Genomic DNA, 23,089 nt, shown 5'->3' with positions numbered 1-23,089 from the left:
GGAGGCGGGGAGACGGGGAGTAGTGAAGACTTCCCTCCCCGTCTCCCCGCCTCCTTGTGAATTTTCCGAAGAATTCAAGGCGATGCCTCGGTCCGGCGCCAGGTGAGCGCGGCGCCGCGGCCCGGGCCGCTCCCGGCGCTCGTCTCCCGCGGCGCGCAGAAACCGAGATCGACGCGCCGGCCTGCCCGGAACAAGGAGGTATGAGAAGATACCCCATGGGCGCTCCGCCACGTTCTCCCCTCACGGCCGACGACATCCGACCGGGCGATCCCTACGAGCTCTCGGAAGGAGAGCTGGTCGAGTGCTTGCCGACCGGGGAGCGCGGCGGGCGCGGCAACCTGGTGGGCGGCTCCGTGCTGGACACCGATCCAGCGGTCGAGTCTGCCGGTGTGGACGTCGGCGTCGCCGTGCGCCCGGACATGCTCCGGGCGCCGGACATCTCGGTAGGCAATGTGCATGACAAGCCCGGCTGGGCGAGCGCGGCGCCGCCACTCGCCGTGGAGTACGCGGATACGGGGCAAGACGAGGGCGAGCTGCAGCGCAAGGTGGTCGAGCTCCTCTCGGCCGGCACGCGCTGGATCTGGGTTGTCCGGCTGAGCGGCGCGCGCCGGGTCGAGGTGTACGAGGCGGGCGCGAGTCCGGCCGATCGTGGGGGCCGGTCCCCGGCGCTGTCGCCGTCTGGCGGGCGCGCTCGGCGGCAGCCCGCGCTGAGTCCGGCGCGGGTGGCGTACCCGGGCGAGGCGCTGGAGGCGCCGGGCGTGCTCAAGAACTCGGTTCCGGTCGAGGCGCTCTACGATCGCGAGGCGGCGCACGAGGTGACCCTGCGCAACCTGCTCCAGCGCAAGGGATACGAGAGCCTGGCTGCGGTCCAGGCGTCGGGGCGCGAAGAGGGCCTGCGCACCGGTCTCCGGGACCTGTGCGAGCTGCTCGCCATCGAGCTCTCGCCCGAGCGCGAGGCGGCGCTCGACGCCATGAAGGAAGCGGAGCTGCTCGCCTTGCGCGAGCGCCTCAAGCGCGAGCGCCGCTGGCCTTAGTCTCGCGCCCGCCTGCCTGCCATATCATCGCGTCGAGTCGAGCGGACACGAGGCGAATCGCCAGCTCCCTCGGGGCGTGCACGTGTCCCCGCCGGCGGAGACTCCCGCGCTCCCCGCTCGGTCGAGCACAGGAGTCCGCTCGATCCACGACCCCTCCCTGTCCCGCGATGTGCGCCAGGGCCCTTGTCTCAGGGCACGACAGCGCGCCGAGGCTGTTGCGTCACTCCCCCTCCTGGCGTAAGCCAGCCCCGTGGATCCGCGAATCCACTCCTGTCGTAAATCTTAAGGAGCCGAGATGAAGCTAGATTACGTGCCCACGGGCATTTTATGGCCCCTCGTGTCGCTGCTCGCCCTCGGCGTTGCTGGCTGTGGTGACGACGGCAGCGGCGACTCCGGCGACTCCGGCGGAGCTACGGAGAGCACCTCGACCGCCACCGGCGGGCAGGGCGGCGCCGGCGGCGGCGGGGTCACCGCGACGGGCACGGGCGCCGGCCCGGGCAGCTCCACGACGACCGGCGCGACCTCGACGAGCACCGGCGAGCCCAGCAGCACGACCGCCGCCACCACCGCGGCCGCCACCACGACCGGCGCGGGCGGCGCGTCCGCGAGCTGCGGCTATCCCGCCGAGTACGAGGACGGCTCCGTCACCTTCTACACGCTCGACATGGGCTCGACCGAGGTGAACTGCAGCTACCAGATCACGGGGCGGAACCCGGACATCGTCGCGCACGTCCCGTTCGGCGGGGGCCAGTACTTCGCCGCCATGAACACCGCGGACTACAACGCCGCGGCGATGTGCGGCGCTTGCGTGGAGGTCACGCGGGACGACGGGCGGAGCGTGCAGGCCATGGTCGTGGACCAGTGCCCGATCGCCACGAACCCGAAGTGCACGGCGGGCCACATCGATCTCAGCAAGAGCGCCTTTCTCAAGGTCGGCGAAGAGCGCGAGGGGTATGTGGGGACCACCCACGGCGGCGCCGGGGGGAAGATCTCCTGGCGCTACATCCCGTGCCCGACGACTGGCCCCCTCACCTTCCGCCTCAAGGACCCGACGAACCGCTACTGGAACGAGATCATCGTCGAGGGGCACGCGCACCCGATCGAGAAGCTGGAAGTCGAGATCAACGGCACGTGGCAGACGGCCACGCGGCAGTCGTACAACTACTTCGTTGTCGGCGACGGGAACATGGGGGCTGCGCCTTACCATGTCCGCGTCACCGACATCAACGGCTCCACCCTGGAAGCGATGCTGGACCTCAAGGCCGGAGACCAGCCCGCCAGCGCTCAGCTCCCCGCCTGCCGCTGACCGCCCGCCTGCCCCGGACTGGCTACCTGGTTGCCCCGGACCGGGTTGCCCGGACTGGTTGCCCCGGCCGAGCAACCAGTCCGGTCGATCGCGCGCTAGGCCCCCCGCCCCGAGGGCGGCCGCCCGGCGGCCCACTGGTGAACGCTCCCCTCGTGCAGCGCGGCGTAGATCTCGTCGCGCAGCGCGTTCGCCTCCTCGTGCGTGAGCGTCCTTTCGACGTCCCGGATCACCACGCGCAGCAGCACGTTCTTCTGCCCGGGCGCGCTCCCGAGCCGCTCGACCGCGGCGGGCGGCAGCGCCTCGTGCGGCGTCTCCGAGACCACCTCGACGAGCTCCACCGACGGCGCCCGCTCGCCCAGCGCCGCCCGCACCCGGTCGCCGAGCTCCTCGGCCGTCGTGTCGCGCCGCGCCGCGATCGACAGATCGCGCCGCACGGGCGGCTGCGACGAGACCGGGCGGTACGGCGCGAGATCGAGCATCTGCCGGGCGATGCGCGCGTCCGTGGCGCGCAGCAGCCGGATATCGTCGATGCCCTTGCGCAGCATCAGGACGCGGTCGAGCCCGAGCCCCATCGCGAGCCCCGAGAAGCTGCCCGTGGATAACCCCGCCTCGTCGAGCATCGCGCCCAGCGCGAGGCCGCACTCGCCGACCTCCACCCAGCCGTCGCCCTCCACGACGTCGATCTGCAGCCCCTCCGTCGTGTAGGGGTGCACCGCCGCCGCGCAGCGGAGCGGGCGCCCCGGCAGCGCGGCGGCGACGACGGTCTCCACCATCCCGCGCAGATCCTCCGCCGTCAGCGCGGGCCCGCGGCGGATGCGCCAGAGATCGACCTGGTGCGGCTCACCCGTGTGCAGCCGATCGATGGTGTCCCGGCGGTAGACGAGCCCCGGGCAGACGAGGAGCACGTCGTCGACCGGCCCGCCCTCGGGCTGCGCGAGCCGCCGGAGCAGCGGCGGGATCATCGCCGAGGTCTGCGTCCTCAGCACCTCTGTCTCGGAGACATACCGCGTGTAGCGCGCGTCGCGCGCGGCGCCGTCCGGCGGATAGTGCAGCCTGTCGTAGTTGTCCTCGATCGAGACGATGGGGCTCGCGCGGTGGACGATCACTTCGCACCCGAAGGTGCGCTGAAGCGACCCCACCATCTCGTCGAGGAGGAGCTGCATCGCGTGCGGCCCCAGGGCCGGATCGGTGAGATCTCGGAGAGAAAGCGCGCGCTCGCGCGCGCCTTCGTCAAGGACATGACGTGACATGGAAACCCTCGCAGGCAAGGCGTGCTGTGTGCCCACGCGCCGCCGCAGAGAGGGCGGCGCGAACCTCGGGTCACCCCCCGGACCGAAGCCGGGGCCGCCTCACGGCGATCACGCTGCGAGAGGGACTGGCGCTGGAACCTGGAACGACAAACGCTACGCCCGCACCTCTCGACGCCCGGCCTGGGTCGAGGGGCCGGTAAATCGACGAGCGGCGGCGGTGGCGGTCCAGCGCATTGCGACCGTGAGCATACCGCAGCTCGGCGCGCTTGCCAAGCCGGATGGCCGCCATCTCAGCTGGTACGATGGCCGCCGCCCGCGGTCAGGACGTATCGCTGGGCTCTCCAGGAGAACGCCGTGCAAGACCCTCGCCCCGCCCCGTCGCTGCTCACCGTCGACGACTTCGAGCGCGCCGCGCGCGCTCGCCTGTCCAGGATGGCCTATGACTACTACCGATCAGGGGCCGACGAGGGCCGGACGCTCCGGGAGAACCGCCGCGCCTTCCGCCGCCTCGAGATCCACTACCGCGTGCTCGTCGACGTGGCCGAGCGCGACATGAGCACGACCCTGCTCGGCACGAGCTTGCCATTCCCCATCCTCGTGGCGCCGACGGCCTATCAGCGCCTCGCGCACCCCGAGGGCGAGCTCGCCTCCTCGCGGGCGACCTCGGAGCTCGGGACCATCTTCACGCTCTCCACGCTCTCGACGACGAGCCTCGAGGCGGTCGCCGAGGCGTCGCCAGGGCCGAAGTGGTTCCAGCTCTACGTCCACAAGGACCGCGGCCTCACGCGCTCTCTCGTCGAGCGGGCCGAGGCCGCGGGCTATCGCGCGCTGATGCTCACCGTCGACACACCGCTCCTCGGCCGCCGGATCGCGGACGTGCGCAACGGCTTCGCGCTCCCCGAGGGGCTCGTGATGGCGAACCTCCTCGACGCCACGGCGGGCGCCCCGGTCGCGGAGAGGGGCTCGCTGCTCGCGGCCTACGTCGCCTCGCGACACGACGCCTCCCTGACGTGGCGTGATGTCGAGTGGCTCGGCTCGCTGACGCGGCTGCCCATCCTGCTCAAGGGCATCATCCGGCCGGACGACGCGGTCCGCGCGCTCGGCTGCGGCGCGGCCGGCGTCATCGTCTCCAACCACGGCGCGCGGCAGCTCGACGGCGCACCCGCGACGATCGAGGTCCTCCCCGCCGTCGTCGATGCGGTCGCCGGGCGATGTCCGGTGCTGATGGACGGCGGTGTCCGGTGGGGTACGGACGTGCTGAAGGCGCTCGCGCTCGGCGCCCGCGCGGTGCTGGTCGGGCGACCAGTCCTGTGGGGACTCGCCGCGCTCGGCGGCGACGGGGTGGCGCGCGTGCTCGCGGCCCTGCGCGATGAGCTCTCGATCGCCATGGCGCTCGCGGGCTGTCCTACCCTGGCATCCCTCGATCGCGACCTCGTCCGGCGGGCCCGGCCCGCCAGAATGGATACCTGAGTCGCACGAGCGCGGAGTTTTCCACGGTTGGTGCTGTCACACGCGCTGTCAACGCAAACTCCCGCTGGATTGCTGCGCTCCCCGGGATGAAGGTGTCTTCGACGAAAGAAAAGGTGGCGGCCATTCGACCTCGCCCGTAGACTCGCCAGCAGTGAACGGCGCTGTACCTGCGAGGGACCGGTGGCGGGGGCTCTTCCGGCGGGGCGCTGGGCCCTCAGGAGAGGAATCGGGACCGGGGCTGGCGGACCCGACCATGGGGATTCGCCTCCGGCGCTTCGCGGGGCCGGCTGCCTACCTCGACCAGATGTCCTCGCTGCGCATTGCCCACCTGACCGATCAGCACGTCGGCCGGGTGACATCGGTGCGGGTCCAGCGCGCGGCCGTGACGCTGACGAACCAGCAGCGGCCCGATCTGGTGGTGCTCACGGGCGACTTCGTGTGCCACAGCCAGCTCTACCTCGATCAGCTGGAAGAGGTCGTGCGCGGCTTCGAGGCGCCGGTGATCGCCGTGCTGGGGAATCACGATCACTGGTCGGGCGCGGACGCGGTGAAGCGCGCGCTCGAGCGGGGCGGCGCCGCGGTGCTCTGCAACGCGAGCACGGTCATCACGCTGGGCCATGAGCGGCTGCAGGTGGTGGGGCTCGACGACGCCTACACCGGCCACGCGTCGCGCGAGAAGGCGGTGAAGGGGATGCGGCGCGATCTGCCGACGCTGGGCCTCTCGCACATCGCCGAGGAGGCGGACGGGCTCTGGCGGCACGGCATCCCGCTGGTGCTCTCGGGCCACACGCACGCGGGCCAGGTCACTGTCGCGCGCCTGAACGAGCTCGCGATCGGCAAGATCGCCGGGCACCGGTACATCCACGGGCTCTACGGCACGCGCAAGCGGGCCGAGCCCGGCCAGGGTGCGGTCTACGTGGGCGCGGGGATCGGCGCGGCGGTGATGCCGCTGCGGCTCGGCGAGCGCGGCCAGCGCGAGGTCGCGATCTTCGAGCTCGGCAGCGAGCCAGGGTCGTTCGACGAGCACCACGCGGAGCAGGTGCCGCACCAGGGGCGCAAGCCGACGCCGGAGCTCCTGGCGAGCCGGGCGGCGCGTGTGGCGAGGAACCGCGAGCGCCGGGCGCGGGCGGTCCGGCAGGGCCAGCAGGGCCCGGGGAGCGCCGGCGGCGGAGAGCCGTAGCGCTGCAGCGCCCGAGGTCGTCCCCTTGCCGCGCGGGTCGTGCCGAGTGACCCGGGCCCACGCTGAGCGCGGAAGCAGGGACGAGCTGGATGGCGTGCCGCGGTACGGCGCGCGAGCGCGCTGGCCGGGTAAAATTGTGAACGATCACATGGGCGATTTTCTCGCTGTCCGAGCGGCGGGTTGGTCGATCGACGTTGACACCGGCCATGTGAGCGTTGACAATGCCGACCTGTAGTCACGCTTTTGCTTCGCTCCGGATGGGCCATCATGCGCATCCAGGAGCAGTCATGAGATAGCGACCGGTCATGTCGCTCGCGGCTGGGATCGCGGTCCTGGCCAGTGGCGACCCTGTGCAGCAACGATCCCAGCGGCGGTGGAACCCCGGTGCAGCCGGCAGCGGCGGTGGGACCCCGGAAGCGGTTCGACGCATCCGGCCCAGCAGCAGGCCTCTCCGGGGGGCTGCATCATGGATATCTGGTTGCGTCGTACGGCGACGCCAGCTGTTCGATGATGGGGTGGCTACTGCTCCTGAGCTTCATCGTCATGCCGCGGGTCCTGAGCCGCTCGGCGCGCTTCATGAGCAGCCAGGGCCGGCGACGTACAGTCCAGAGATGATGCCGAAGTGCAAGGAGCGATGGAATGAGTGAGACAAAGACGATTCTGGTCACCGGGGCGGCGGGCAAGGTGGGCCAGGCCTTCATCCGCAGGTTCCTGTCGGAGCCCAGGTTCGAGGCCTGGAAGGTCCGCGCGCTGTGTCACAACCGCATGCTGGAGCGGACGGCGCGCCTGGACGTTGTACGTGGGTCGCTCGAGCATCGCGCCGTGGCCAGGGAGGCCGTGGAGGGCGTGAGCCACGTGCTGCACCTGGCGACCAGCAAGGAGACGCCCGAGAGCATCATGGACGTGGCCATCAAGGGCATGTTCTGGCTGCTCGAAGCCTGCCGCGTCAGCCCTGCATTCGAGCAGTTCATCTTGATCGGGGGCGACGCCGGGATGGGCCACTTCTTCTACCCGCACCCCGCCCCCGTCACGGAGGCGCAGAAGCACAGCGCCTACCCCGGGTGTTATGCGCTCTCCAAGGTGCTCGAGGAGGTCATGCTCGAGCAATATTACCTCCAGTACGGGCTGAACGGGTGCTGCCTGCGCGCGCCGTGGATCATGGAGAAAGACGACTTCAAGGCCCAGCTGTCGTTCGGTGACGACGTGTTCGGGGGGCCGAGGTGGCGCGATCTTGTCGGGGCCGAGGCGGCAGAGGGTCACGTCCGCTCAGGCGCCGTCCCGGTGATGCTCGACCCTGACGGCAAGCCGGTGAAGCGTAACTTCGTGCACGTCGATGATCTGGTCGCCGCGATCCTCAAGGCGATCGGTCATGAGAAGGCGCGCCAGCAGACCTTCAACATCTGCATGGATGAGCCGGTGGACTACGGCGAGCTGGCGTCTTACCTGGAGACGACCCGGGGCCTGCCGAGCGTGCGGGTGAAGACGCCGTACCATTCGACCTGGCTGGACAACGCGAAGGCCAGGTTCCTGCTCGACTGGCGGCCGCAGTACAACCTGGCGCGACTCGCGGATGCCGCCTTCGACTACGTGCGCGCGCCCGATGATCCGCGGATCACGTGGTACCCCGGTTGATGAACGAGACGGCGCCCGGCGGTGCGCTGTCACCTCAACGATAGCCCCGGTGTCCGTCGCGACACGCTCATCCTCGACCCCACGAAGACCATTCCAGCTCGGGGCGTCAGCTCGCGTGCAGCGCGCGGCCGAGCGCCGCCTCGAACCTGGCACGATCGCGGTAGATCTCGATCCCGCCGACGGCGATCTTCATGAGCCAGGCCCCCACGGTCACGATCGTGGCCGCGACGAGCACGTGCTCGGTCACCGACGCGCTCGCCCGCACGGCCCGGAGGTACTCGACGAGGCGGACGCGGACGACCGAGTCATAGCCGGTCACGCGCGTGCAATCGAGGAACTCGTCGATGTGCCCGTGGAGCGCCACGCCCTGCAGCGTGGGCTTCACGAGGGTGGCGAGGAGCGGAGCGTCGATGTGCCCGGCGAGGCGGTAGTAGATGACGTGGCGCCCCGGATAGGCTATCTCGACGCTGCCCCGCTCCGATTCATGGCGGACATCGACGGGAAGTGGCGAGTCGTGCATGTCGTTCTCCCGCGCCTCACGCCGCCCGGAGGTCGACGTGGAGCGCCGCGCCCCACGTTACGCGACGCGATCCGCGGAAGCGAGCGTCTTGCGACGACCGCCACCGCCTGGCGCGGCGACAGGACGCCCTGCATGTTTCTCCCCGCGCTGTAGCGCCGGTCCAGCAGGCAGGAGGGCGCGCCGATGTCCCTCACTCGACAGGCGGGCTCGCGCACGAGCCCCGCTGATCGACCGAGATCCCGCTCGCGGCCGCGACGCAAGCGTTCGAGTACGTCTGGCCATCGCAGCCGCACACGGGCGCGAGCTCCTTCGTGCAGACCTCGGGCTTCTCCGCGCAGAGGCCGGACGCGTCCGCGCGCCCGCAGATCGCGTCGGGCGCGTACTTGCAGTAAAGCCCCTCTCCGCACACGCGCGGCCCGCCCAGCGTGAAGCCGCCGCAGCTCTCGTCGAGCCCAACCACCGTGGGGCCACACTCCCCGAGGCTCTTCACGGAGACGCCAGCCATCGCCGCGACGCAGTCGTTGCCGTACGTCCGGCCGTCGCAGCCGCAGACCGGATCGTAGTCCTGCCTGCACACCTCGGGCACGAACTCGCACGTACCGCTCCTGTCGAAAGCGCCGCAGTTCGCCTCGGGAGCGAAGTCGCAGTACAGGCCCTCCGCGCAGCGGATGCCCGCGATGCCCCCGCACATGGCGCCGGGCTGCGCGAGCGGCGAGCAGATCCCGCCGGCGCAGGAGAGGCGGAGCTCGAGCTCGGAGACGGCGCGCGGAGCGGCGATCTGCACGACGTACGCCCCGGTGCCCTGGCTCCGCCACGTCGCCGAGGCCGCCCGGGTGCCCCCGTTCCGCGGGATCTGCCGCAGCTTCCCGTTGCTCGTGACCTCGTGGAGCTTGAAGGCGACCGCGGCGTCCCTGGCCCCGGCGATCGCCCGCAGGTCGAGCGTGATCGTCCTGCCCGGATGGCTCGTGAAGTGCGCGTAGACAGCGTCGCCGCGGTCCACGGTGAAGCGGTTCTCGTGATCGAAATACGCCGGGACAGCCGCCACGTCGCTCAGCGTGAGCGTGCCCTCGACAGTCCCTGTCTCCTCTGGATCCCCGACCTCGGCATCGTCCGATGATGCCGTGCAGCCGGCGAGCGTCACAGCGAGAACAGCACCCAGAACATCCGCCATCTTCATGATCGTGAAAACTCCTCGTGAAGAGACGGGCCCAGCGCTCCGGGCGTCTCCTCGGAAATGCGAATCGCGCGCGAACAGGGCAACGCCAGCGCCGCCAAAAGGCGAGCTGCGTCGGTCAGCCATCCGTCAGCTATCCGGCCAGGCGGTTGCTAGGACCCGAGAGCGGGTCCGTCAATCACCGCCGGAGAGCGCGGCCCGAGCCGCCCTCGCGGCGCAGCGGCCATGAGCCCTGCGTCCCGCTGCGATATCGCTGTGTCCTCCATACCGCCGAGCTCTCGCTCGACCTGGGGTGGTAGTGCGTCGATATGTCCACACTCCAGCGCCTTGACGATCGCTCTCCTCATTCATCCACGTGATCAGCTCTCATCGACTCGACATCTGCTGCCTCATGCGGTTGCAATCAGCGTTCCCCGCGAAGAGCGATGAGCCCGCTCGCCACCCTCTCTCCGGCGCCGGGCAGCGAGGAGCGCGGCGGTCATGGCGTAGTTTTCACGCCGGGGCGGGGCGCCGGTGGCGAGAAGGCAGCGCGCACACCCTGTTCCCACATCACACGCGCCCCTGAGGCGTTCCGCCACACGGGGGCGCTCACCGTACGACCGCATCCCTCCGTGCGGGGCAGTTTGCTACGCGGAAGACCTCGGAGGGCCGCCGCTCGGGCGTGGTCGTCTTCGGGCTCAGCCCTTGTGATGTTGACATAAAGCGCTCGGCCGCTCGCGCGCGGCGGGCGGGTGGTGCGCAGTCCGCGCGGCCAGGCCAGGCCAGACCAGGCATGGCCAGACAGACCAGACGAAGGGGCAAGGGCAGAGGCGCGCGCTCGGGGACGCGGGCGTTCGTGACAGGCGCGTGGCGACGCCTCTTGCTTTCGCTGCGGTGGCGCGGCTAAGTCTTGGTCTGCTCGAATGGTCCGTCCCACCGACAAGACCGCCAACAACCGCACCCCTCGGGAGCTGAACCGTTCCCTCGTGCTCGAGCTCGTGCAGGAGCACGGCCCGATCTCGCGCACCAACCTCGCGCGGCTGAGCGGGCTGACCAAGCCGACGGTCTCGGCGATAATCGAGGAGCTCCTGGGGAGCGGCAGCGTGCGCGATGTCGGGACCGAGTCGCGCGGCGGCCGCCCGGCGCGCCTCCTCGAGTTCAACGACGAGAGCGCGGCGTACCTCGGCATCGAGATCGGCGTCGAGCAGACGGCCGTCGCCGTGGCGGACGCGCGCGGGCGGCTGCGGGCGCGGCTGGAGCATCCGGCCGTCCTGCGCGATCCGCACCGGACTGTCCGCGACGTGGTCGAGCTCGTGCCGAAGGTGCTGCAGCTCGCCGGGGTGCCGCGGAAGCGGCTGCGCGGCGCGTGCGCCATCCTGCCCGGGCTCATCGAGCGGCCGAGCGGCGTCTGCGTGCTCGCGCCCAACCTGGGCTGGGAGCGGTTCCCGCTGCGCGCAGAGCTCAGCCGCGCGCTCCGCATGCAGGTGCCCGTGTACAACCTGCCTCAGGCGGCGGCGGTGGCGGAGGGGCAGCTCGGCGAGGCGCGAGGGCACGCCTCGTACGTGTGGGTGTATGTCGGGCTCGGCGTCGGCGCGGGCCTGGTCGTCGATGGGCGCCTGTTCTTCGGGATGCAGGGGTACAGCGGCGAGATCGGCCACTGCCGCATCGCCGACGACGGCCCGCCTTGCGGCTGTGGGCGCCGCGGCTGCCTGGAGACGTTCACCTCGGTCATGGCGCTCCGGCGCGCCTCCGAGGCCGCGGCCGCGCATTCGGACCTGCTCGCCGCGCTCCCCAGGCCGCACGCGGTCGCCGCCATCGGGAGCGCGGCGCTCGCCGGGGACGCGAGCGCCCGCGCGGTCTTCCACGAGGCCGGAAGGCAGCTCGCGCGCGGCATCGCGTTCCTCCTGAACCTGCTCAACCCGCAGCTCGTCGTGCTGGGCGGCGAGCTGCTCGTCGCGCCCGAGGTCCTCCTCGCCGGCGTGCGCGAGGAGCTGCCGCGCCACGCCGTGCGCGCCGGCGAGGTGCCGGTCGTCGCGTCTCCGCTCGGCAGCGAGGCCGGCCTGCTCGGCGCGGTCCTGCTCGCGCGCGAGGGCGCGGTGCGCTCGTTCCGGCTCGTGCCCGACGGCATCCTCCAGGACAGCGCGCCGTAGCGGCGCGCCGCGCCGCGCCGCCGCTCTCGCGCGGCCGCGTGCGCAAAAGGGAGCCTTTGTCAAGAGGCTTTCCCAACCGTGTGCCGGGACCCGGGGCTCGCCCGTCGCGCGGGGGCGCGCTATCCGGTGGGCTCATGAGCAACGTCGAGCTGATCGAGCGGCTGTACCGGGCTGTCCGGGAGAAAGATTACGAGTCCTTCCGGAGCGTCTGCGCGCCTGACATCGCGTGGATCCAGAACGAGGGTTTTCCGAACGGGAAGAGTCACCGGGGTGTCGAGGCCGTGCTGACCGACGTCTTCGAGGCGCTCGGCGGCGAGTGGTCCACGTGGCGCTTCGCCGTCGAGGAGTATCTGGACGCGAGCCGCTCGGTGATCGTCCTGGGGCGGTACGAGGGCGTCCACAGGACGACGGGCAGGTCGTTCACCTCGGCCGCCGCGCACGTCTACGACATCGAGGACGGCAAGGTCCGACGGTTCCGGCAGTTCACCGACACCAAGGTCATCTGGGACGCGATGGGTCAGGCCGCTGCGCGTGCTTTTCAGAACGAGAGAGATTGAACAGCCAGGAGCGCCAGGGACGCCATGAGAGAGATAGATAGATTCTCTCTCCTCTCGGCGTTCTTGGCGTCCTGGCGGCTCTCCTTCTCTACATTTCTCATCCCGCCCACCGTCGCCCGGAGCGCCGCTATGCAGGCGAAGCGCGCTCCCCGCCCGCCGCGCCGTCCGCGGCGGAGGTCGAGCCGGCGCGCCCCTCGGCGAAGAGCGGCGCGAAAGCGCGGCGGTCGTGCCAGGTGAGGGCGCCGAGGAGGCCGAGCAGGATCACCGCGTTGACGCCGGCGCGGTGGTCGAGCAGCAGGTGGAACAGGGCGATGTTCACCACGACCGGCCAGAGCAGCGCCAACGCGAGAGGGCGGCGGCGGTCGAGGAGGAGCAGGACGGCAGCGGTGAGCTCCACGGCCTTGACGGCATAGACGTAGCCGCTGTCGACGAGCAGCTGCGTGAACGGATGGAGCGGCTCGGGCACAGGCACGATGCGCACGAAGCCGTTGATGCCGCCGAGCAGGATGATGAGGCCGAGGGCGATGCGGGTGGCGTCGACAGCGCGAGGGGGCATGGGTCCTCCTGGTTTCAGGGGACCACCATGCGCCCGGACGCGGCCGGCTCTTGTACGAAGTGGCTGCGGGCGATGGCGCCCGGCGTGCGGCCCAGCGTGGCGGCGATCGCGCGCGCCAGGTGCGCCTGGTCATGGAAGCCGCCGGCGAGCGCCGCCCGCGCCGGCGCGATGCCGTCCACGAGCGCCCGGACGGCCGACATGACGCGCAGGAAGGTCACGTAGTCGCGCAGCGGGTGGCCGAAGGCGTCGTGGAACAGGTGGGAGAGCCGCGAGCGAGACAGGCCCTCCGCGGCGGCCAGCGGGCCCAGCGCGGGGCGGTCCGGGGCGTGCTCCGCGAGGCGGCGCATGGCGCGCAGCACGCGGCGGTCGATCGGCGGGCGCGAGCGCGCGCCGCCCGGCGCGAAAGCGCGGGCGCAGGCGGTCATGAGCTCGCGCGCGGCGGCGTGATCGAACCGGCCGCGGAGCGCGTCGCGCGCCGCGCCACGCACCCGCTCGGCCTGCGCCCCGTCGAGCACGAGCACCCGCCCACGCGCGGCCGCCTGCGCGCCGGCGCCGAGCCCGTCAGGCGGCAGGAACGCCGTCACCGTCGCGCCGGGCGAGCCGACCGCGTGCGCGACGCCGGCGCCGGTGAGCACGGGCGCGCGCACCGCGATCGGCCGCTCGCCCTCGCGCTCGACCTCGAGAGGGCCGTCGACGGGCACCACCAGCTTCACCAGGTGGAGCGCATGGCGGCGCGTCGCCCCGGCGCCCTCGACGATGTGCACGCCGCCCTCGCCAACCAGCGCCGTGTGCTCGCGAGCCGTCACGGCCGAGAGCGAACCACTCGGACGCAGGCGGCGCAAGCGATCATCAGCAGCGGTGACGCGCCCGCGAGCACCTGAATCTGCAACGAGACGAGACGCGCGCCCGCAAGCATCACGTGATGCCTGCAGGAGCCTCGATCCTCCATTGAGGAAAAGTGACGAAAACTGTCGTCAAGTCTGGCAGACCCGCGCCAGGTCCGGGTAGGATCAACGCCAGTTGGAAGCGACACCACGGCGGATTGGGGCCGCCGGGGTGTTGGCGCCATGGCCTCGTGCCGGAGGACTGGACGCATGGACAGTTATCTTAAGCATTGCGTTGTTGGTTCTATATTTCTCATCATCGTGGCGATTTCTTCGTGTGAGCGTCCGAGCCACCTCGGGGGGAGCTGCGAGTCGACGGCCGACTGCGAGTCGGACACCCAGTACGCGCCCGGCACGGAGTGCGCGGACGGGGTGTGCACCTGCGTCCAGGAGGGCCACACGCTGTGCTGTGAGCCCGAAGACACGGCCCCTGACTGCTTCCTCGCCTGCCGTCCCTGCAGCGAGTGCCAGGAGGGCTGGTTCAGCTGCGCGCCGGGGACGGCGGGGACGGCGTGCGACAACGACGCGAAGTGCGCCGGCCCGCCCGACCCCCGCTGCGGTGCCGGGCGGTGCGTGGACAGGGTGTGCCAGGTGGACATCTACCCGGGCCCGCTGCCCTCCCAGGTGCGGGGCGACTGTGCGAAGCTCGAGTGCACGCAGACAGGCGAGGTCGTGGTCACGGCGGATCCGGCCGACATCTACAACGACGGCAACCTGTGCACGTCCGATGTCTGCTCGGCCGAGAACAGGCCTGTCAACGTGCCTTTCGACAACGGCATCAGCCTCATGGCGCTCTATGCGGTCGACCAGATCTGCTACGAGTCGCACCCGTTCGACTGCATCGTCGAGGACGACGAGTGCGGGCCTAGCCGCATCTGTGTCCCGACCGTGGGCGCGCAGCACGGCGGGGGCTTCTGCGCGCCGAGCCACTGCATCAACCTGCGGCGCGACACGGACGAGGCCGACGTCGACTGCGGCGGCATCTGCAGGCGACCGTGCGAGGACGGCTCGCGGTGCGCCGCCCCGCAGGACTGCATCTCCGGCGTGTGCCTCGGGAGCCCGAAGACGTGCCAGAGCCCGACCGTCTCCGACGGCGTGCGCAACGGCTCCGAGACCGGCGTCGACTGCGGCGGTCCGTGGTCGCCGTGCCCGCCGGGCGAGGGCTGCGCGACGGGCGCGGACTGCGGGGCCGGCGTCTGCTGGGCGGCCGTGTGCGAGGAGCCCTCGTGCATCGACGGGGTGCGGAACGGCGGCGAGCTCGACGTGGACTGCGGCGGGCCGGCGTGCCCGGCGTGCCCGCGGTGACGTCGTTGACGCTGCCGCGCCGAGGGGGCATAGGGGAGAGATGCATAGACTCGCCATCGAAGGCATGACCTGTAATCACTGCGTCCAGGCGGTCTCGAAGGCGCTCGCGAAGGTCCCCGGCGTGACGCGGGTGAGCGAGGTGAGCCTCGAGCGCGGAGAGGCGATCGTCGAGGGGAGCGCGGCGGCCGAAGCCCTCGTCGCCGCCGTGGCCGAGGCCGGGTACGAGGCGCGCGACGCCGGCTGACGCGGCGGTGCGGAGGTCGGCCGCCTTTGGTATGGTGGCGGCCACCATGACGCGAGAACAGAGCGGGAAGGGCTTTCCGGAAGGGTTCCTCTGGGGCGCTGCGGCGGCGTCGTACCAGATCGAGGGCGCCGCGTCCGAGGACGGCAAGGGGCCGTCCGTGTGGGACATGTTCTGCAGGAAGCCGGACGCGGTGTGGAACGGCCACACGGGCGATGTCGCCTGCGACCACTACCACCGGTATCAGGAGGACGTCGGCCTCATGCGCGACATCGGCCTCCGCGCCTACCGACTCAGCATCTCGTGGCCGCGCGTCCTGCCGGAGGGCACGGGCGCCGTCAACGAGCGCGGGCTCGCGTTCTACGACCGGCTCGTCGACGCGCTGCTCGAGGCGGGCGTCGAGCCTCATGCCACGCTGTTCCACTGGGACTTCCCGCTCGCGCTCTACCACAAGGGCGGGTGGCTGAACCGCGACAGCGCGGATTGGTTCGCCGAGTACACGAGCGTCGTGGTCCGGAAGCTCGGCGACCGGGTGAAGGACTGGATGACGCTCAACGAGCCGCAGGTGTTCGCGGGCGCCGGCCACTACGAGGGGCGCCACGCGCCCGGCGATCGGCTGCGCTTCGCGGAGGTCCTGCGGCTGTGCCACCATGTCCTGCTCGCGCACGGCAAGTCGGTGCAGGCGATCCGCTCGTCGAGCCCGGGCAAGTGCAACGTCTATTATGCGCCGGTCGCGCAGGTGAAGTACCCCGCGAGCTCGTCACCCGAGGATCTCGAGGCCGCGCGGGCGGCCACGTGGGCGGTGAACGCGCGCACGACGTGGACCAACACGTGGTGGATGGATCCCGTGTTCTTCGGCAAGTACCCCGAGGACGGGCTCCGCCTGTTCGAGAAGGAGCTGCCCGAGGTCCGGAGCGGCGACATGGAGATCATCGCGCAGCCGGTCGACTTCTGCGGCGTGAATGTCTACTGGGGAGTCCCGGTGCGCGCCGGGGCGAACGGCGCCGCCGAGGTCGTGCCGCACCCGGTGGGACACCCGATCACCGCCTTCGAGTGGTCCGTCACGCCCGAGTGTCTCTACTGGGGTCCCAGGTTCTTTTACGAGCGGTACAAGCGCCCCATCGTGATCACCGAGAACGGCCTGTCCACCCGGGACTGGATCTCGCTCGACGGCAAGGTCCACGACCCTCAGCGCATCGACTTCATGGCGCGCCACCTGATCGAGCTCCGCCGGGCGATCGCCGAGGGCGCGGCCGTGAACGGGTATTTCCACTGGTCCATCCTGGACAACTTCGAGTGGGCCCATGGCTACAAGCACCGCTTTGGCCTCGTCTTCGTCGATTATCCGACCGGCAAGCGCGTGCTCAAGGACTCGGCGCACTGGTACCGCGAGGTCATCGCCTCGAACGGCGCGACCCTCGGCGGGTGAGCCGGCCGCGGGGGCGGGGTCAGGCCGGGACCAGCGCCGTCTCGCGGCGGCGGAGAGCTGCTGGGCACTTCGTCCGGTGGCCGACGCCGGTGATAGCCTCGCTCTCCATGTCCATGCTGCGCCCCGCGCCATTCCGGATGGTTCAGGCCCCTCTGCTCGCGCTCGGGCTCTCCGCGTGCGCGAGCGCGCCGGTCGCTTCGAGGCCGGCGGCGGAGTTCCCGAGCCAGGCCGCGCTCGCGGCCATCGAGGCGAAGCCGGCGGCGCTCCCGGCGCTGCCCCAGGAGATCGATGTCGGCGCGGGCTGGGCTCCGGAGGGCGCGCTGCCGGAGGTCGCCGGCGACGAGACGTGGCAGCCGGAGGGCGCCTGGGGCGCGGCGTTCAGCGAGACGGTGAGCGGCGCCGAGCGCCCGCCGCGCGTCACGCGCGCGCTGAGCTGCACCGCGCGCGAGCTGGGGCGGTTCATGCTCGAGCACAAGGCGCCGCCCCCCCAGGCGCTGCGCCGCTTCATGAACGCCGCGTGCGGGGGCGTGAGCGAGGTGGGGGGATACGCCTATGTGGGCGGCGAGGTCCCGCCGACGGCGACCGACGAGGAGGTGCTCGCGCGCTGGGGGAGCGGCTTTCGCGAGCGCGTCGCGGAGGGCGTCAAGGCCGGAGCCCAGGTCGTGGGCTTCTCGTTCGAGCGGCGGGACGGCCGCGCGGTGGCGAGCGCCGTCTTCGCCGTCGAGGAGGCGCAGCTCGAGCCGTTCTCCCCGGTGCCTGATGCGCGGGGCGAGGTGACGATCGCGGGGCGCCTGTCCAGGCCGGCGGGCCAGGTGACCGCCTACGTGAACCGCGGGCGCGCGGGCGTCGCCCCGTGCAACGTGGACCTCTCGGTGCAGCGCCCGAGCTTCCGCGTGATCTGCCGCCCCGACCCGGCCGATCGCAGCGCGTGGATCCAGCTCATGTACACCGCGCCGAAGCGCGTGCTCGCGACGCCGTTCGCCCAGGTGCTCGCCCGGCGCGCCGGCGAGACGCCGGTGTACCAGGACGAGGCGTACGCCGCGTCGCGGCCGGTGGCGAGCGCCGAGCAGTTCACGCGCGCGGTGCTCGAGCAGCTGAACAGCGCGCGTGCGGGGGTGGGGCTCCGCCCTGTCGCGCTCGCGGCGCGCGAGTCCGCCACCGCCGCGCGGCTCGCGCCGCACTACTTCGCGGCGGCGCTCGGGGAGGGCGAGCGGCCGGAGGTGGACGTGATCGCGCTCGGGCTGCTCGCGGGCTGGGAGGTCGACGGGACGATCCGGAGCGGCAGCTTCGTCTCGAGCTTCTCGCCGCGCGGGCTGGACGCTGGCCACTGGCTCGCGGCCGCGCTGGAGATGCCGATGGGGCGGGTGACGCTCTTCGCGCCCGACATCGAGCAGGTGGCGCTCGGCCCGCTCCTGACGCGCGGGCCTGACGGGCTCGGGGCGGTGGTCACCGGGTACCGCTTCCACCACGGCAGCGACCACGCCGCGGACGTGAACCTCCTGCTCTCCCGCGTCATCGACGCGCGCCGCCGGATGAGCCTGACCCCTCCGCAGCGCCTCGCGGACGTGGGCCAGGCGATGGGGGAAGAGCTCCGCCTCGTGCACGTGGGCGAGTCGGACACGAGCTCCGCGCTCGAGGCGGTCATGGAGCGGGCGGTTCAGCAGTACGGGAGCAGCATGCGCGGCTTCGCCATCGAGACGACGTCGCTCGACGCCCTGGAGCTCCCGCCCGAGCTCCTTCGCCAGCGGGCGCTGCACCTCGACATCGGCGTCACCCACCATCGGCCGAAGGGCGCGGCCTGGGCGCAGTACGTGATCCTGGTCGTCTTTGCCGATTACAGCGCGAACGAGGCGTGAGGCGCGGCCGCGCGCCCGGAAGCGCCGGGCGGGCAGCCGCGCCGCCGGCGCGCGCCGCCGGCGCGCGCCGCCGGCGCGCGCCGCGAGCGAGCGCCTCGGCCGGCTCAGGAGGCGATCGGCTCGTCGCCGTCTTCCTCGTCGTCGAGCGGCTCGTCGTCCCCGCTCGCCAGGTCGTACCCGTTCGGATCGAAATCGTCGAACATGGCCTGCAGGCGCTCGGTGAGCGAATCCCACGTGTCCGGCGGCTCGCCTGCCTGGCGATCGCGCTCCGCCAGGGCGAACGCGGCGGCGACCGCCGAGGTCAGCGGGCGTGCGTCCTGGAACACCGCGACCTTCGAGGCGTCGCCGCTGCACGAGTACGCCAGCAGGTAAGCCCGATAGATATCCTCATTCGTCTTGTCGCTCATTCCTCGTCCTTCGTCGTTCGTCGTCCGGCGCGCCGTTCGTTCCGTGGTCTGGCCTTCCAGGCGCGGTGGACCGGGGGTGCGAGCGTAGCCCATCTCGGCATCCATCGGGGGGGTCTGTGTCTCGCCCGCGCGTCCCCCTCGGGCGCCGCGCGGGCGCAGCCGGATCAGTGGCGCAGCCGGTCGCGCAGGGTGCGCACGGCGCGCTCGAGCCCCGCGTGGTGGTGGAAGCAGCACTGACCGATGCGCGGCTGGCACTGCGACGAGCGGAGCATCTCGAGGAACACGAGCGCCCGCGCGTCGCCCTCGAGCGCCGCGCGCTCGAAGAGCGTGTGCTTGCGCCGGCAGGGAGCCTCGCGCAGCTCCACGGCGATGCGCAGCGGGACGCTGGCGCGCTTCAGCACCTCGGGCCGGCGGAGCAGCTCGGCCGCGCGCTTTCCGCCCTGCGTGCCGCCATAGCCGCTCACGATCTCGTAGGCGATGTCGAGGCCCTCGGGGCCGAGGCGGCTCTCCAGGGCCTCGAAGATCGGGTCCGCGCGGCCGTCGGGCCGGTACGAGCTCTTCACCGCGACGGCGGCCGCGGCCGTCATCACGTCGCGGTCCTCGAAGGCGGAGCGATCCCTCTCGAGCAGCGCGAAGAGCGCGCCCTCCGCGTCGTCCCACCGCTTCGCCTGGACCGACTCCACGAGGCGCACCCGCTCGGCCGGCAGGCCCGCGCCCTCGAGCGGCCCCGGACCGGCGTCCGCGACGACGTCCGCGGCTGGCGCCGTCGCGGAAGCTGCGAGCCCGGGGGCCGAGGCGCTCGCGGCCGGCGCCGCGGAGGGCGCTGGCGCTCGCGGCGGCGCGCCGAGGGCGCCCGGCGCCGCGGCGGCTGGCGCTGCGGCGGCCGGCGCCTGCATCGAGGCGGTCGCTTCCCGGAGCTCCTGGCCCGCGACCGCCGGCGCCGGCCGGCTCGCGGGCAAGCGGCGGAGGAGCACCGCGCCCGCCGCGCCCACGGCGACCAGCGCGGCCACCCCGAGGAGCCAGCCCCGGGCGCCCCGCCGCGGCCGGCCCTCCGCCGCCCCGCGCGCACCCTTCCCGGGCGCCCCGCGCGCGTCCCTGGCCGCGTGCGGCGCGCCGGCCGCGTGCGGCGCGCCGGCCTCGTCGCCGCCGCCGGCCTCGTCGCCGCGGGCCGCCGCTGCGTCGCCGGCGCCGGCGCCGTCTCTCCGTGGCGCTGGCGGCCCGGCCGGCTGCAGCGCGCGCATCGCCTCGTCCGGCCACGACGTCCCGCTCGAGAGCGGGTCCTTCCAGGAGAGCAGCCCCAGCGCCTCGGACCTCGGCACGGCCGCGTCGAGCGCGGCGAGCAGCGCGCGCGCGCTCGCGTGGCGCGCCTCCGGGTCCTTGCGCAGCAGCCGCATCACGAGCGCCTCGAGCTCGCGCGGCACCTCCACGCCCGGGGCGCGGAGCCGGAGCGGCGGCGGCGCCGTGTTGCACTGGTCGCGGAACAGCTCGACGGGCACGATCGAGTCGAACGGGTGCTTCCCGGCGAGCATCTCGTAGAGGATGAGCCCGAGGGCGTAGAGATCGGAGCGCTCGTCGACGTGCTCCATGCCCTGCGCCGCCTCCGGCGCCATGTACGCGAGCGTGCCGAAGACCATGCCGCTCAGCGTGATCCGGACGGGATCGGGCCGCTCCTCGCCGCCGTGCGCGTACGTCGTGGAGAGGCGCTCCAGCGGCACCTTCGCGAAGCCGAAATCGATGAGCTTCACCGCGTCGGTGCCGTGCTCGACCATGACGTTGCGCGGCTTCAGATCGCGGTGGATGACGCCGCGCTCGTGCGCCGCGGCGAGCGCCGCCGCGATCTGCCGCGCGATCTCGGCGGCGCGCGGGGCGGGCACCGGGCCCTTCTTGATGATGCGATCGAGCGTCGCGCCGCGGACGTGCTCCAGCACGAGGAACCGGGAGCCGTCGGGGAGGGTCCCGAAATCGGTCGCCGAGGCGATGTTCGGGTGCTGGATGTGCGCGCCCGCGATCGCCTCGCGCTCGAAGCGCGCCGTGAGCTCCGGAGAGCCCTTCGCCGCGGGCAGGAGGATCTTCACCGCCAGCCACTTGCGCAGCAGCAGGTGCTCGGCCTTGTAGACAGCGCCCATCCCGCCCGTCGCGACGAGCTCGACGATCCGGTACCGGTCCGAGATCACCGTCCCGACCATCTGCGCGGCCGCGCTCTCCGCGGGCGCGGCGCTCGGCGTATCGCTCGGCGTATCGCTCGGCGTATCGCTCGCGTGGAGCGACGGATCACCGGGGGCACGGGGCGGGGAGGCGCTCACGGGAAGGCGTGAACTGTCCGGCCTCGCCCGATTTTTGTCAAAGGGGGCGGCGACGCGGGGGCGGCGGCGCGCTGGCTTGCCTATTGAATTGGCCCCGTGCCCGGGCCAAGGATGCGCCATGGCCGATCCCGTCCACGCCCTCTCCCGCGCTCTGCAGGCGGCGATCATCGCTGCGTTCGGCGCCGAGCACGCCGCCACGGATCCCTCGCTGCGCCGCTCCAGCCACGCGGACTACCAGGCGAACGCCGCCATGGCGCTCGGCAAGCGCCTCGGCAAGCCGCCGCGCGAGGTCGCCGCGGCGATCGTCGCGCGGCTGGAGGTCGGCGGGATCTGCCGCAAGGTCGAGATCGCGGGCCCCGGGTTCGTGAACCTCACGCTCGACGACGCCTACCTGATGGGCGAGCTGGCCGAGACGGCGAGCAGCGGCCAGCTCGGCATCGCGCCCGCGGCGCAGCCCGAGACGGTCATCGTCGACTACTCGGGCCCGAACGCCGCGAAGGAGATGCACGTCGGCCACCTGCGCAGCACGATCATCGGCGACGCCCTCGCGCGCGTCCTCGAGGCGCTCGGCCACCGCGTGATCCGCCAGAACCACCTCGGCGACTGGGGCACGCCGTTCGGCATGCTGATCGAGCACATGCTCGATCTCGGCGAGGCCGCCGCCTCGGACGAGCTCTCGGTCGGCGACCTCGACGCGTTCTACAGGCAGGCGCGCGCCAAGTTCGACGGCGACCCGGCGTTCGCGGAGCGCTCTCGCCGGCGGGTCGTGCGGCTCCAGGGCGGCGACGAGCAGACGCTCGCGCTCTGGCGGCAGCTCGTGCGCGAGTCGACGCGCTACTTCGAGTCGGTCTACCGCCGCCTCGGCGTGACCCTGACCGAGGCCGATTTCGCGGGCGAGAGCTTCTACAACCCGATGCTGGCCGACGTCATCGCCGAGCTCACCGCGAAGGGGCTGGCGCGCGAGAGCGAGGGCGCCCTCTGCGTCTTCCCGGCCGGCTTCACGGGCAAGGGCGGCGAGCCGCTGCCGCTCATCGTGCGCAAGCAGGACGGCGGCTACGGCTACCCTACGACCGACCTCGCGGCGATCCGCCACCGCCTCACGACCGTCGGGGCGCAGCGGCTCATCTACGTGGTCGGCGCGCCGCAGAGCCAGCACTTCGCGATGGTCTTCGCGGCGGCGCGGGAGGCGGGCTGGCTCGCGCCCCCGGCCCGGGCCGAGCACGTGGCCTTCGGCTCGGTGCTCGGCGCCGACAAGAAGATGTTCAAGACGAGGAGCGGCGACACGGTGAAGCTCTCGGACCTGCTCGACGAGGCCGTGGAGCGCGCGGCGAAGGTGGTGCGGGAGAAGAACCCGGAGCTCGACGCCGAGGCGGCCGGCGCTGTCGCGCGGGCCGTCGGCGTGGGCGCGGTGAAGTACGCCGATCTCTCGAGCGACCGGATCAAGGACTACGTGTTCGACTGGGATCGGATGCTGGCGTTCGAGGGGAACACGGCGCCCTACCTGATGTACGCGCACGCCCGCATCCGCTCGATCTTCAGGAAGGGCGGCGTGGGCTCGCCGCGCGGGGCCGGGATCGCGCTGGGCGAGCCGGCCGAGCGGGCGCTCGCGCTGGAGCTGCTCCGGTTCGGCGCGGTGCTCGAGGACGTGGCCGCCACGCTCGAGCCGCACCGGCTCTGCGGGTACCTCTTCGAGCTCGCCGGGTCGTTCACGACGTTCTACGAGCGCTGTCCGGTGCTCAAGGCCGAGAGCGACGAGGTGCGCCGCTCGCGGCTCGCGCTGTGCGATCTCACGGCGGAGGTGCTGGCCAAGGGCCTCGGCCTGCTCGGGATCGAGGCGCCGGAGCGGATGTAGCCGC

The 23,089-nt window shown here is 72.2% G+C and carries 19 protein-coding genes; 12 read left to right on the top strand and 7 right to left on the bottom strand.

Translation table 11 applies throughout. The features are described 5' to 3' along the window. Positions 1-200: 200 nt before the first annotated feature. The gene (locus WME89_RS46010) at positions 201-1,034 is read left to right on the top strand and encodes a Uma2 family endonuclease (RefSeq protein ID WP_438005886.1); all 834 of its coding nucleotides are present in this window, start codon (positions 201-203) and stop codon (positions 1,032-1,034) included. Positions 1,035-1,329: 295 nt separating this feature from the next. After that, entirely contained in the window at positions 1,330-2,340 is a 1,011-nt protein-coding gene (locus WME89_RS46005) for an expansin EXLX1 family cellulose-binding protein (protein ID WP_438005885.1), read from the top strand. Positions 2,341-2,435: 95 nt separating this feature from the next. Here the strand turns inward: WME89_RS46005 and srmL are convergent, their stop codons facing one another. Continuing rightward, positions 2,436-3,590, bottom strand: a complete 1,155-nt coding sequence (srmL, locus tag WME89_RS46000) for a PheS-related mystery ligase SrmL (protein ID WP_438005884.1) — start codon at positions 3,588-3,590, stop codon at positions 2,436-2,438. A 354-nt stretch (positions 3,591-3,944) separates the two neighbouring features. On the opposite strand from srmL, the gene WME89_RS45995 reads away from it, so the two are divergent. The 3 genes from WME89_RS45995 (at position 3,945) to WME89_RS45985 (ending at position 7,872) form a co-directional block, all read left to right on the top strand. Next, complete coding sequence (locus WME89_RS45995) at positions 3,945-5,060, top strand: alpha-hydroxy acid oxidase (RefSeq protein WP_438005883.1); 1,116 nt, start codon at positions 3,945-3,947, stop codon at positions 5,058-5,060. A gap of 253 nt (positions 5,061-5,313) precedes the next feature. Next, complete coding sequence (locus WME89_RS45990; RefSeq protein WP_438005882.1) at positions 5,314-6,240, top strand: metallophosphoesterase; 927 nt, start codon at positions 5,314-5,316, stop codon at positions 6,238-6,240. A 639-nt stretch (positions 6,241-6,879) separates the two neighbouring features. Beyond that, positions 6,880-7,872: an NAD-dependent epimerase/dehydratase family protein gene (locus WME89_RS45985; RefSeq protein WP_438005881.1), complete on the top strand. Its 993-nt coding sequence runs from the start codon at positions 6,880-6,882 to the stop codon at positions 7,870-7,872. Positions 7,873-7,978: 106 nt separating this feature from the next. Here WME89_RS45985 and WME89_RS45980 read toward each other — a convergent pair whose 3' ends face one another. Both WME89_RS45980 and WME89_RS45975 read right to left on the bottom strand, forming a co-directional pair. Continuing rightward, positions 7,979-8,392 carry a hypothetical protein gene (locus WME89_RS45980; RefSeq protein WP_437621174.1) on the bottom strand — a complete coding sequence of 138 codons (414 nt, stop codon included), beginning with the start codon at positions 8,390-8,392 and terminating at the stop codon, positions 7,979-7,981. 190 nt (positions 8,393-8,582) lie between these two features. Continuing rightward, a complete protein-coding gene (locus WME89_RS45975; RefSeq protein ID WP_438005880.1) occupies positions 8,583-9,569 on the bottom strand; it encodes a Kazal-type serine protease inhibitor family protein in 987 nt (328 codons plus the stop codon). Between the two features lie 899 nt (positions 9,570-10,468). Here WME89_RS45975 and WME89_RS45970 point away from each other — a divergent pair. Together WME89_RS45970 and WME89_RS45965 are read left to right on the top strand one after the other, a co-directional pair. Continuing rightward, entirely contained in the window at positions 10,469-11,695 is a 1,227-nt protein-coding gene (locus tag WME89_RS45970) for an ROK family protein (RefSeq protein ID WP_438005879.1), read from the top strand. A 134-nt stretch (positions 11,696-11,829) separates the two neighbouring features. Further along, positions 11,830-12,252 (top strand): nuclear transport factor 2 family protein, encoded by a 423-nt coding sequence (locus WME89_RS45965; protein WP_438005878.1) that lies wholly within the window; start codon positions 11,830-11,832, stop codon positions 12,250-12,252. Between the two features lie 127 nt (positions 12,253-12,379). Here WME89_RS45965 and WME89_RS45960 read toward each other — a convergent pair whose 3' ends face one another. Then, complete coding sequence (locus WME89_RS45960) at positions 12,380-12,808, bottom strand: membrane spanning transport protein (protein WP_438005877.1); 429 nt, start codon at positions 12,806-12,808, stop codon at positions 12,380-12,382. 14 nt (positions 12,809-12,822) lie between these two features. Further along, positions 12,823-13,614, bottom strand: coding sequence for a helix-turn-helix domain-containing protein (locus WME89_RS45955; RefSeq protein WP_438005876.1), 792 nt, complete (start codon positions 13,612-13,614; stop codon positions 12,823-12,825). Between the two features lie 339 nt (positions 13,615-13,953). Between WME89_RS45955 and WME89_RS45950 the strand changes: the two genes are divergently transcribed. From WME89_RS45950 to WME89_RS45935, 4 genes are all read left to right on the top strand, one after another. Next, complete coding sequence (locus WME89_RS45950) at positions 13,954-14,997, top strand: hypothetical protein (protein WP_437621168.1); 1,044 nt, start codon at positions 13,954-13,956, stop codon at positions 14,995-14,997. Between the two features lie 64 nt (positions 14,998-15,061). Further along, a complete protein-coding gene (locus WME89_RS45945; protein WP_438005875.1) occupies positions 15,062-15,241 on the top strand; it encodes a heavy-metal-associated domain-containing protein in 180 nt (59 codons plus the stop codon). Positions 15,242-15,287: 46 nt separating this feature from the next. Continuing rightward, the gene (locus WME89_RS45940; RefSeq protein WP_438005874.1) at positions 15,288-16,667 is read left to right on the top strand and encodes a GH1 family beta-glucosidase; all 1,380 of its coding nucleotides are present in this window, start codon (positions 15,288-15,290) and stop codon (positions 16,665-16,667) included. Positions 16,668-16,804: 137 nt separating this feature from the next. After that, positions 16,805-18,523, top strand: coding sequence for a hypothetical protein (locus WME89_RS45935; protein ID WP_438005873.1), 1,719 nt, complete (start codon positions 16,805-16,807; stop codon positions 18,521-18,523). A 104-nt stretch (positions 18,524-18,627) separates the two neighbouring features. Here WME89_RS45935 and WME89_RS45930 read toward each other — a convergent pair whose 3' ends face one another. Both WME89_RS45930 and WME89_RS45925 read right to left on the bottom strand, forming a co-directional pair. Then, complete coding sequence (locus WME89_RS45930; RefSeq protein ID WP_437621164.1) at positions 18,628-18,930, bottom strand: hypothetical protein; 303 nt, start codon at positions 18,928-18,930, stop codon at positions 18,628-18,630. A 164-nt stretch (positions 18,931-19,094) separates the two neighbouring features. Beyond that, positions 19,095-21,233, bottom strand: a complete 2,139-nt coding sequence (locus WME89_RS45925) for a protein kinase domain-containing protein (protein ID WP_438005872.1) — start codon at positions 21,231-21,233, stop codon at positions 19,095-19,097. A gap of 118 nt (positions 21,234-21,351) precedes the next feature. Here WME89_RS45925 and argS point away from each other — a divergent pair, with 118 nt between their 5' ends. Continuing rightward, a complete protein-coding gene (argS, locus tag WME89_RS45920; RefSeq protein WP_438005871.1) occupies positions 21,352-23,085 on the top strand; it encodes an arginine--tRNA ligase in 1,734 nt (577 codons plus the stop codon). Positions 23,086-23,089 lie beyond the last annotated feature (4 nt).

It is taken from the genome of Sorangium sp. So ce321, from assembly GCF_051530195.1.
Classification (GTDB): Bacteria; Myxococcota_A; Polyangia; order Polyangiales; family Polyangiaceae; genus Sorangium.
The sequence above is the reverse complement of the archived record's forward strand: the minus strand, read 5'-3'. Positions and strand labels throughout refer to the sequence as shown.

Bases quoted from the DNA above. Each gene is read 5' to 3' on its own strand.
- WME89_RS46010 (WP_438005886.1), top strand. From the start codon at position 201: ATGAGAAGATACCCCATGGGCGCTCCGCCACGTTCTCCCCTCACGGCC.
- WME89_RS46005 (WP_438005885.1), top strand. From the start codon at position 1,330: ATGAAGCTAGATTACGTGCCCACGGGCATTTTATGGCCCCTCGTGTCG.
- srmL (WP_438005884.1), bottom strand. From the start codon at position 3,590: ATGTCACGTCATGTCCTTGACGAAGGCGCGCGCGAGCGCGCGCTTTCT.
- WME89_RS45990 (WP_438005882.1), top strand. From the start codon at position 5,314: ATGGGGATTCGCCTCCGGCGCTTCGCGGGGCCGGCTGCCTACCTCGAC.
- WME89_RS45985 (WP_438005881.1), top strand. From the start codon at position 6,880: ATGAGTGAGACAAAGACGATTCTGGTCACCGGGGCGGCGGGCAAGGTG.
- WME89_RS45980 (WP_437621174.1), bottom strand. From the start codon at position 8,392: ATGCACGACTCGCCACTTCCCGTCGATGTCCGCCATGAATCGGAGCGG.
- WME89_RS45975 (WP_438005880.1), bottom strand. From the start codon at position 9,569: ATGAAGATGGCGGATGTTCTGGGTGCTGTTCTCGCTGTGACGCTCGCC.
- WME89_RS45970 (WP_438005879.1), top strand. From the start codon at position 10,469: ATGGTCCGTCCCACCGACAAGACCGCCAACAACCGCACCCCTCGGGAG.
- WME89_RS45965 (WP_438005878.1), top strand. From the start codon at position 11,830: ATGAGCAACGTCGAGCTGATCGAGCGGCTGTACCGGGCTGTCCGGGAG.
- WME89_RS45960 (WP_438005877.1), bottom strand. From the start codon at position 12,808: ATGCCCCCTCGCGCTGTCGACGCCACCCGCATCGCCCTCGGCCTCATC.
- WME89_RS45945 (WP_438005875.1), top strand. From the start codon at position 15,062: ATGACCTGTAATCACTGCGTCCAGGCGGTCTCGAAGGCGCTCGCGAAG.
- WME89_RS45940 (WP_438005874.1), top strand. From the start codon at position 15,288: ATGACGCGAGAACAGAGCGGGAAGGGCTTTCCGGAAGGGTTCCTCTGG.
- WME89_RS45935 (WP_438005873.1), top strand. From the start codon at position 16,805: ATGGTTCAGGCCCCTCTGCTCGCGCTCGGGCTCTCCGCGTGCGCGAGC.
- WME89_RS45930 (WP_437621164.1), bottom strand. From the start codon at position 18,930: ATGAGCGACAAGACGAATGAGGATATCTATCGGGCTTACCTGCTGGCG.
- argS (WP_438005871.1), top strand. From the start codon at position 21,352: ATGGCCGATCCCGTCCACGCCCTCTCCCGCGCTCTGCAGGCGGCGATC.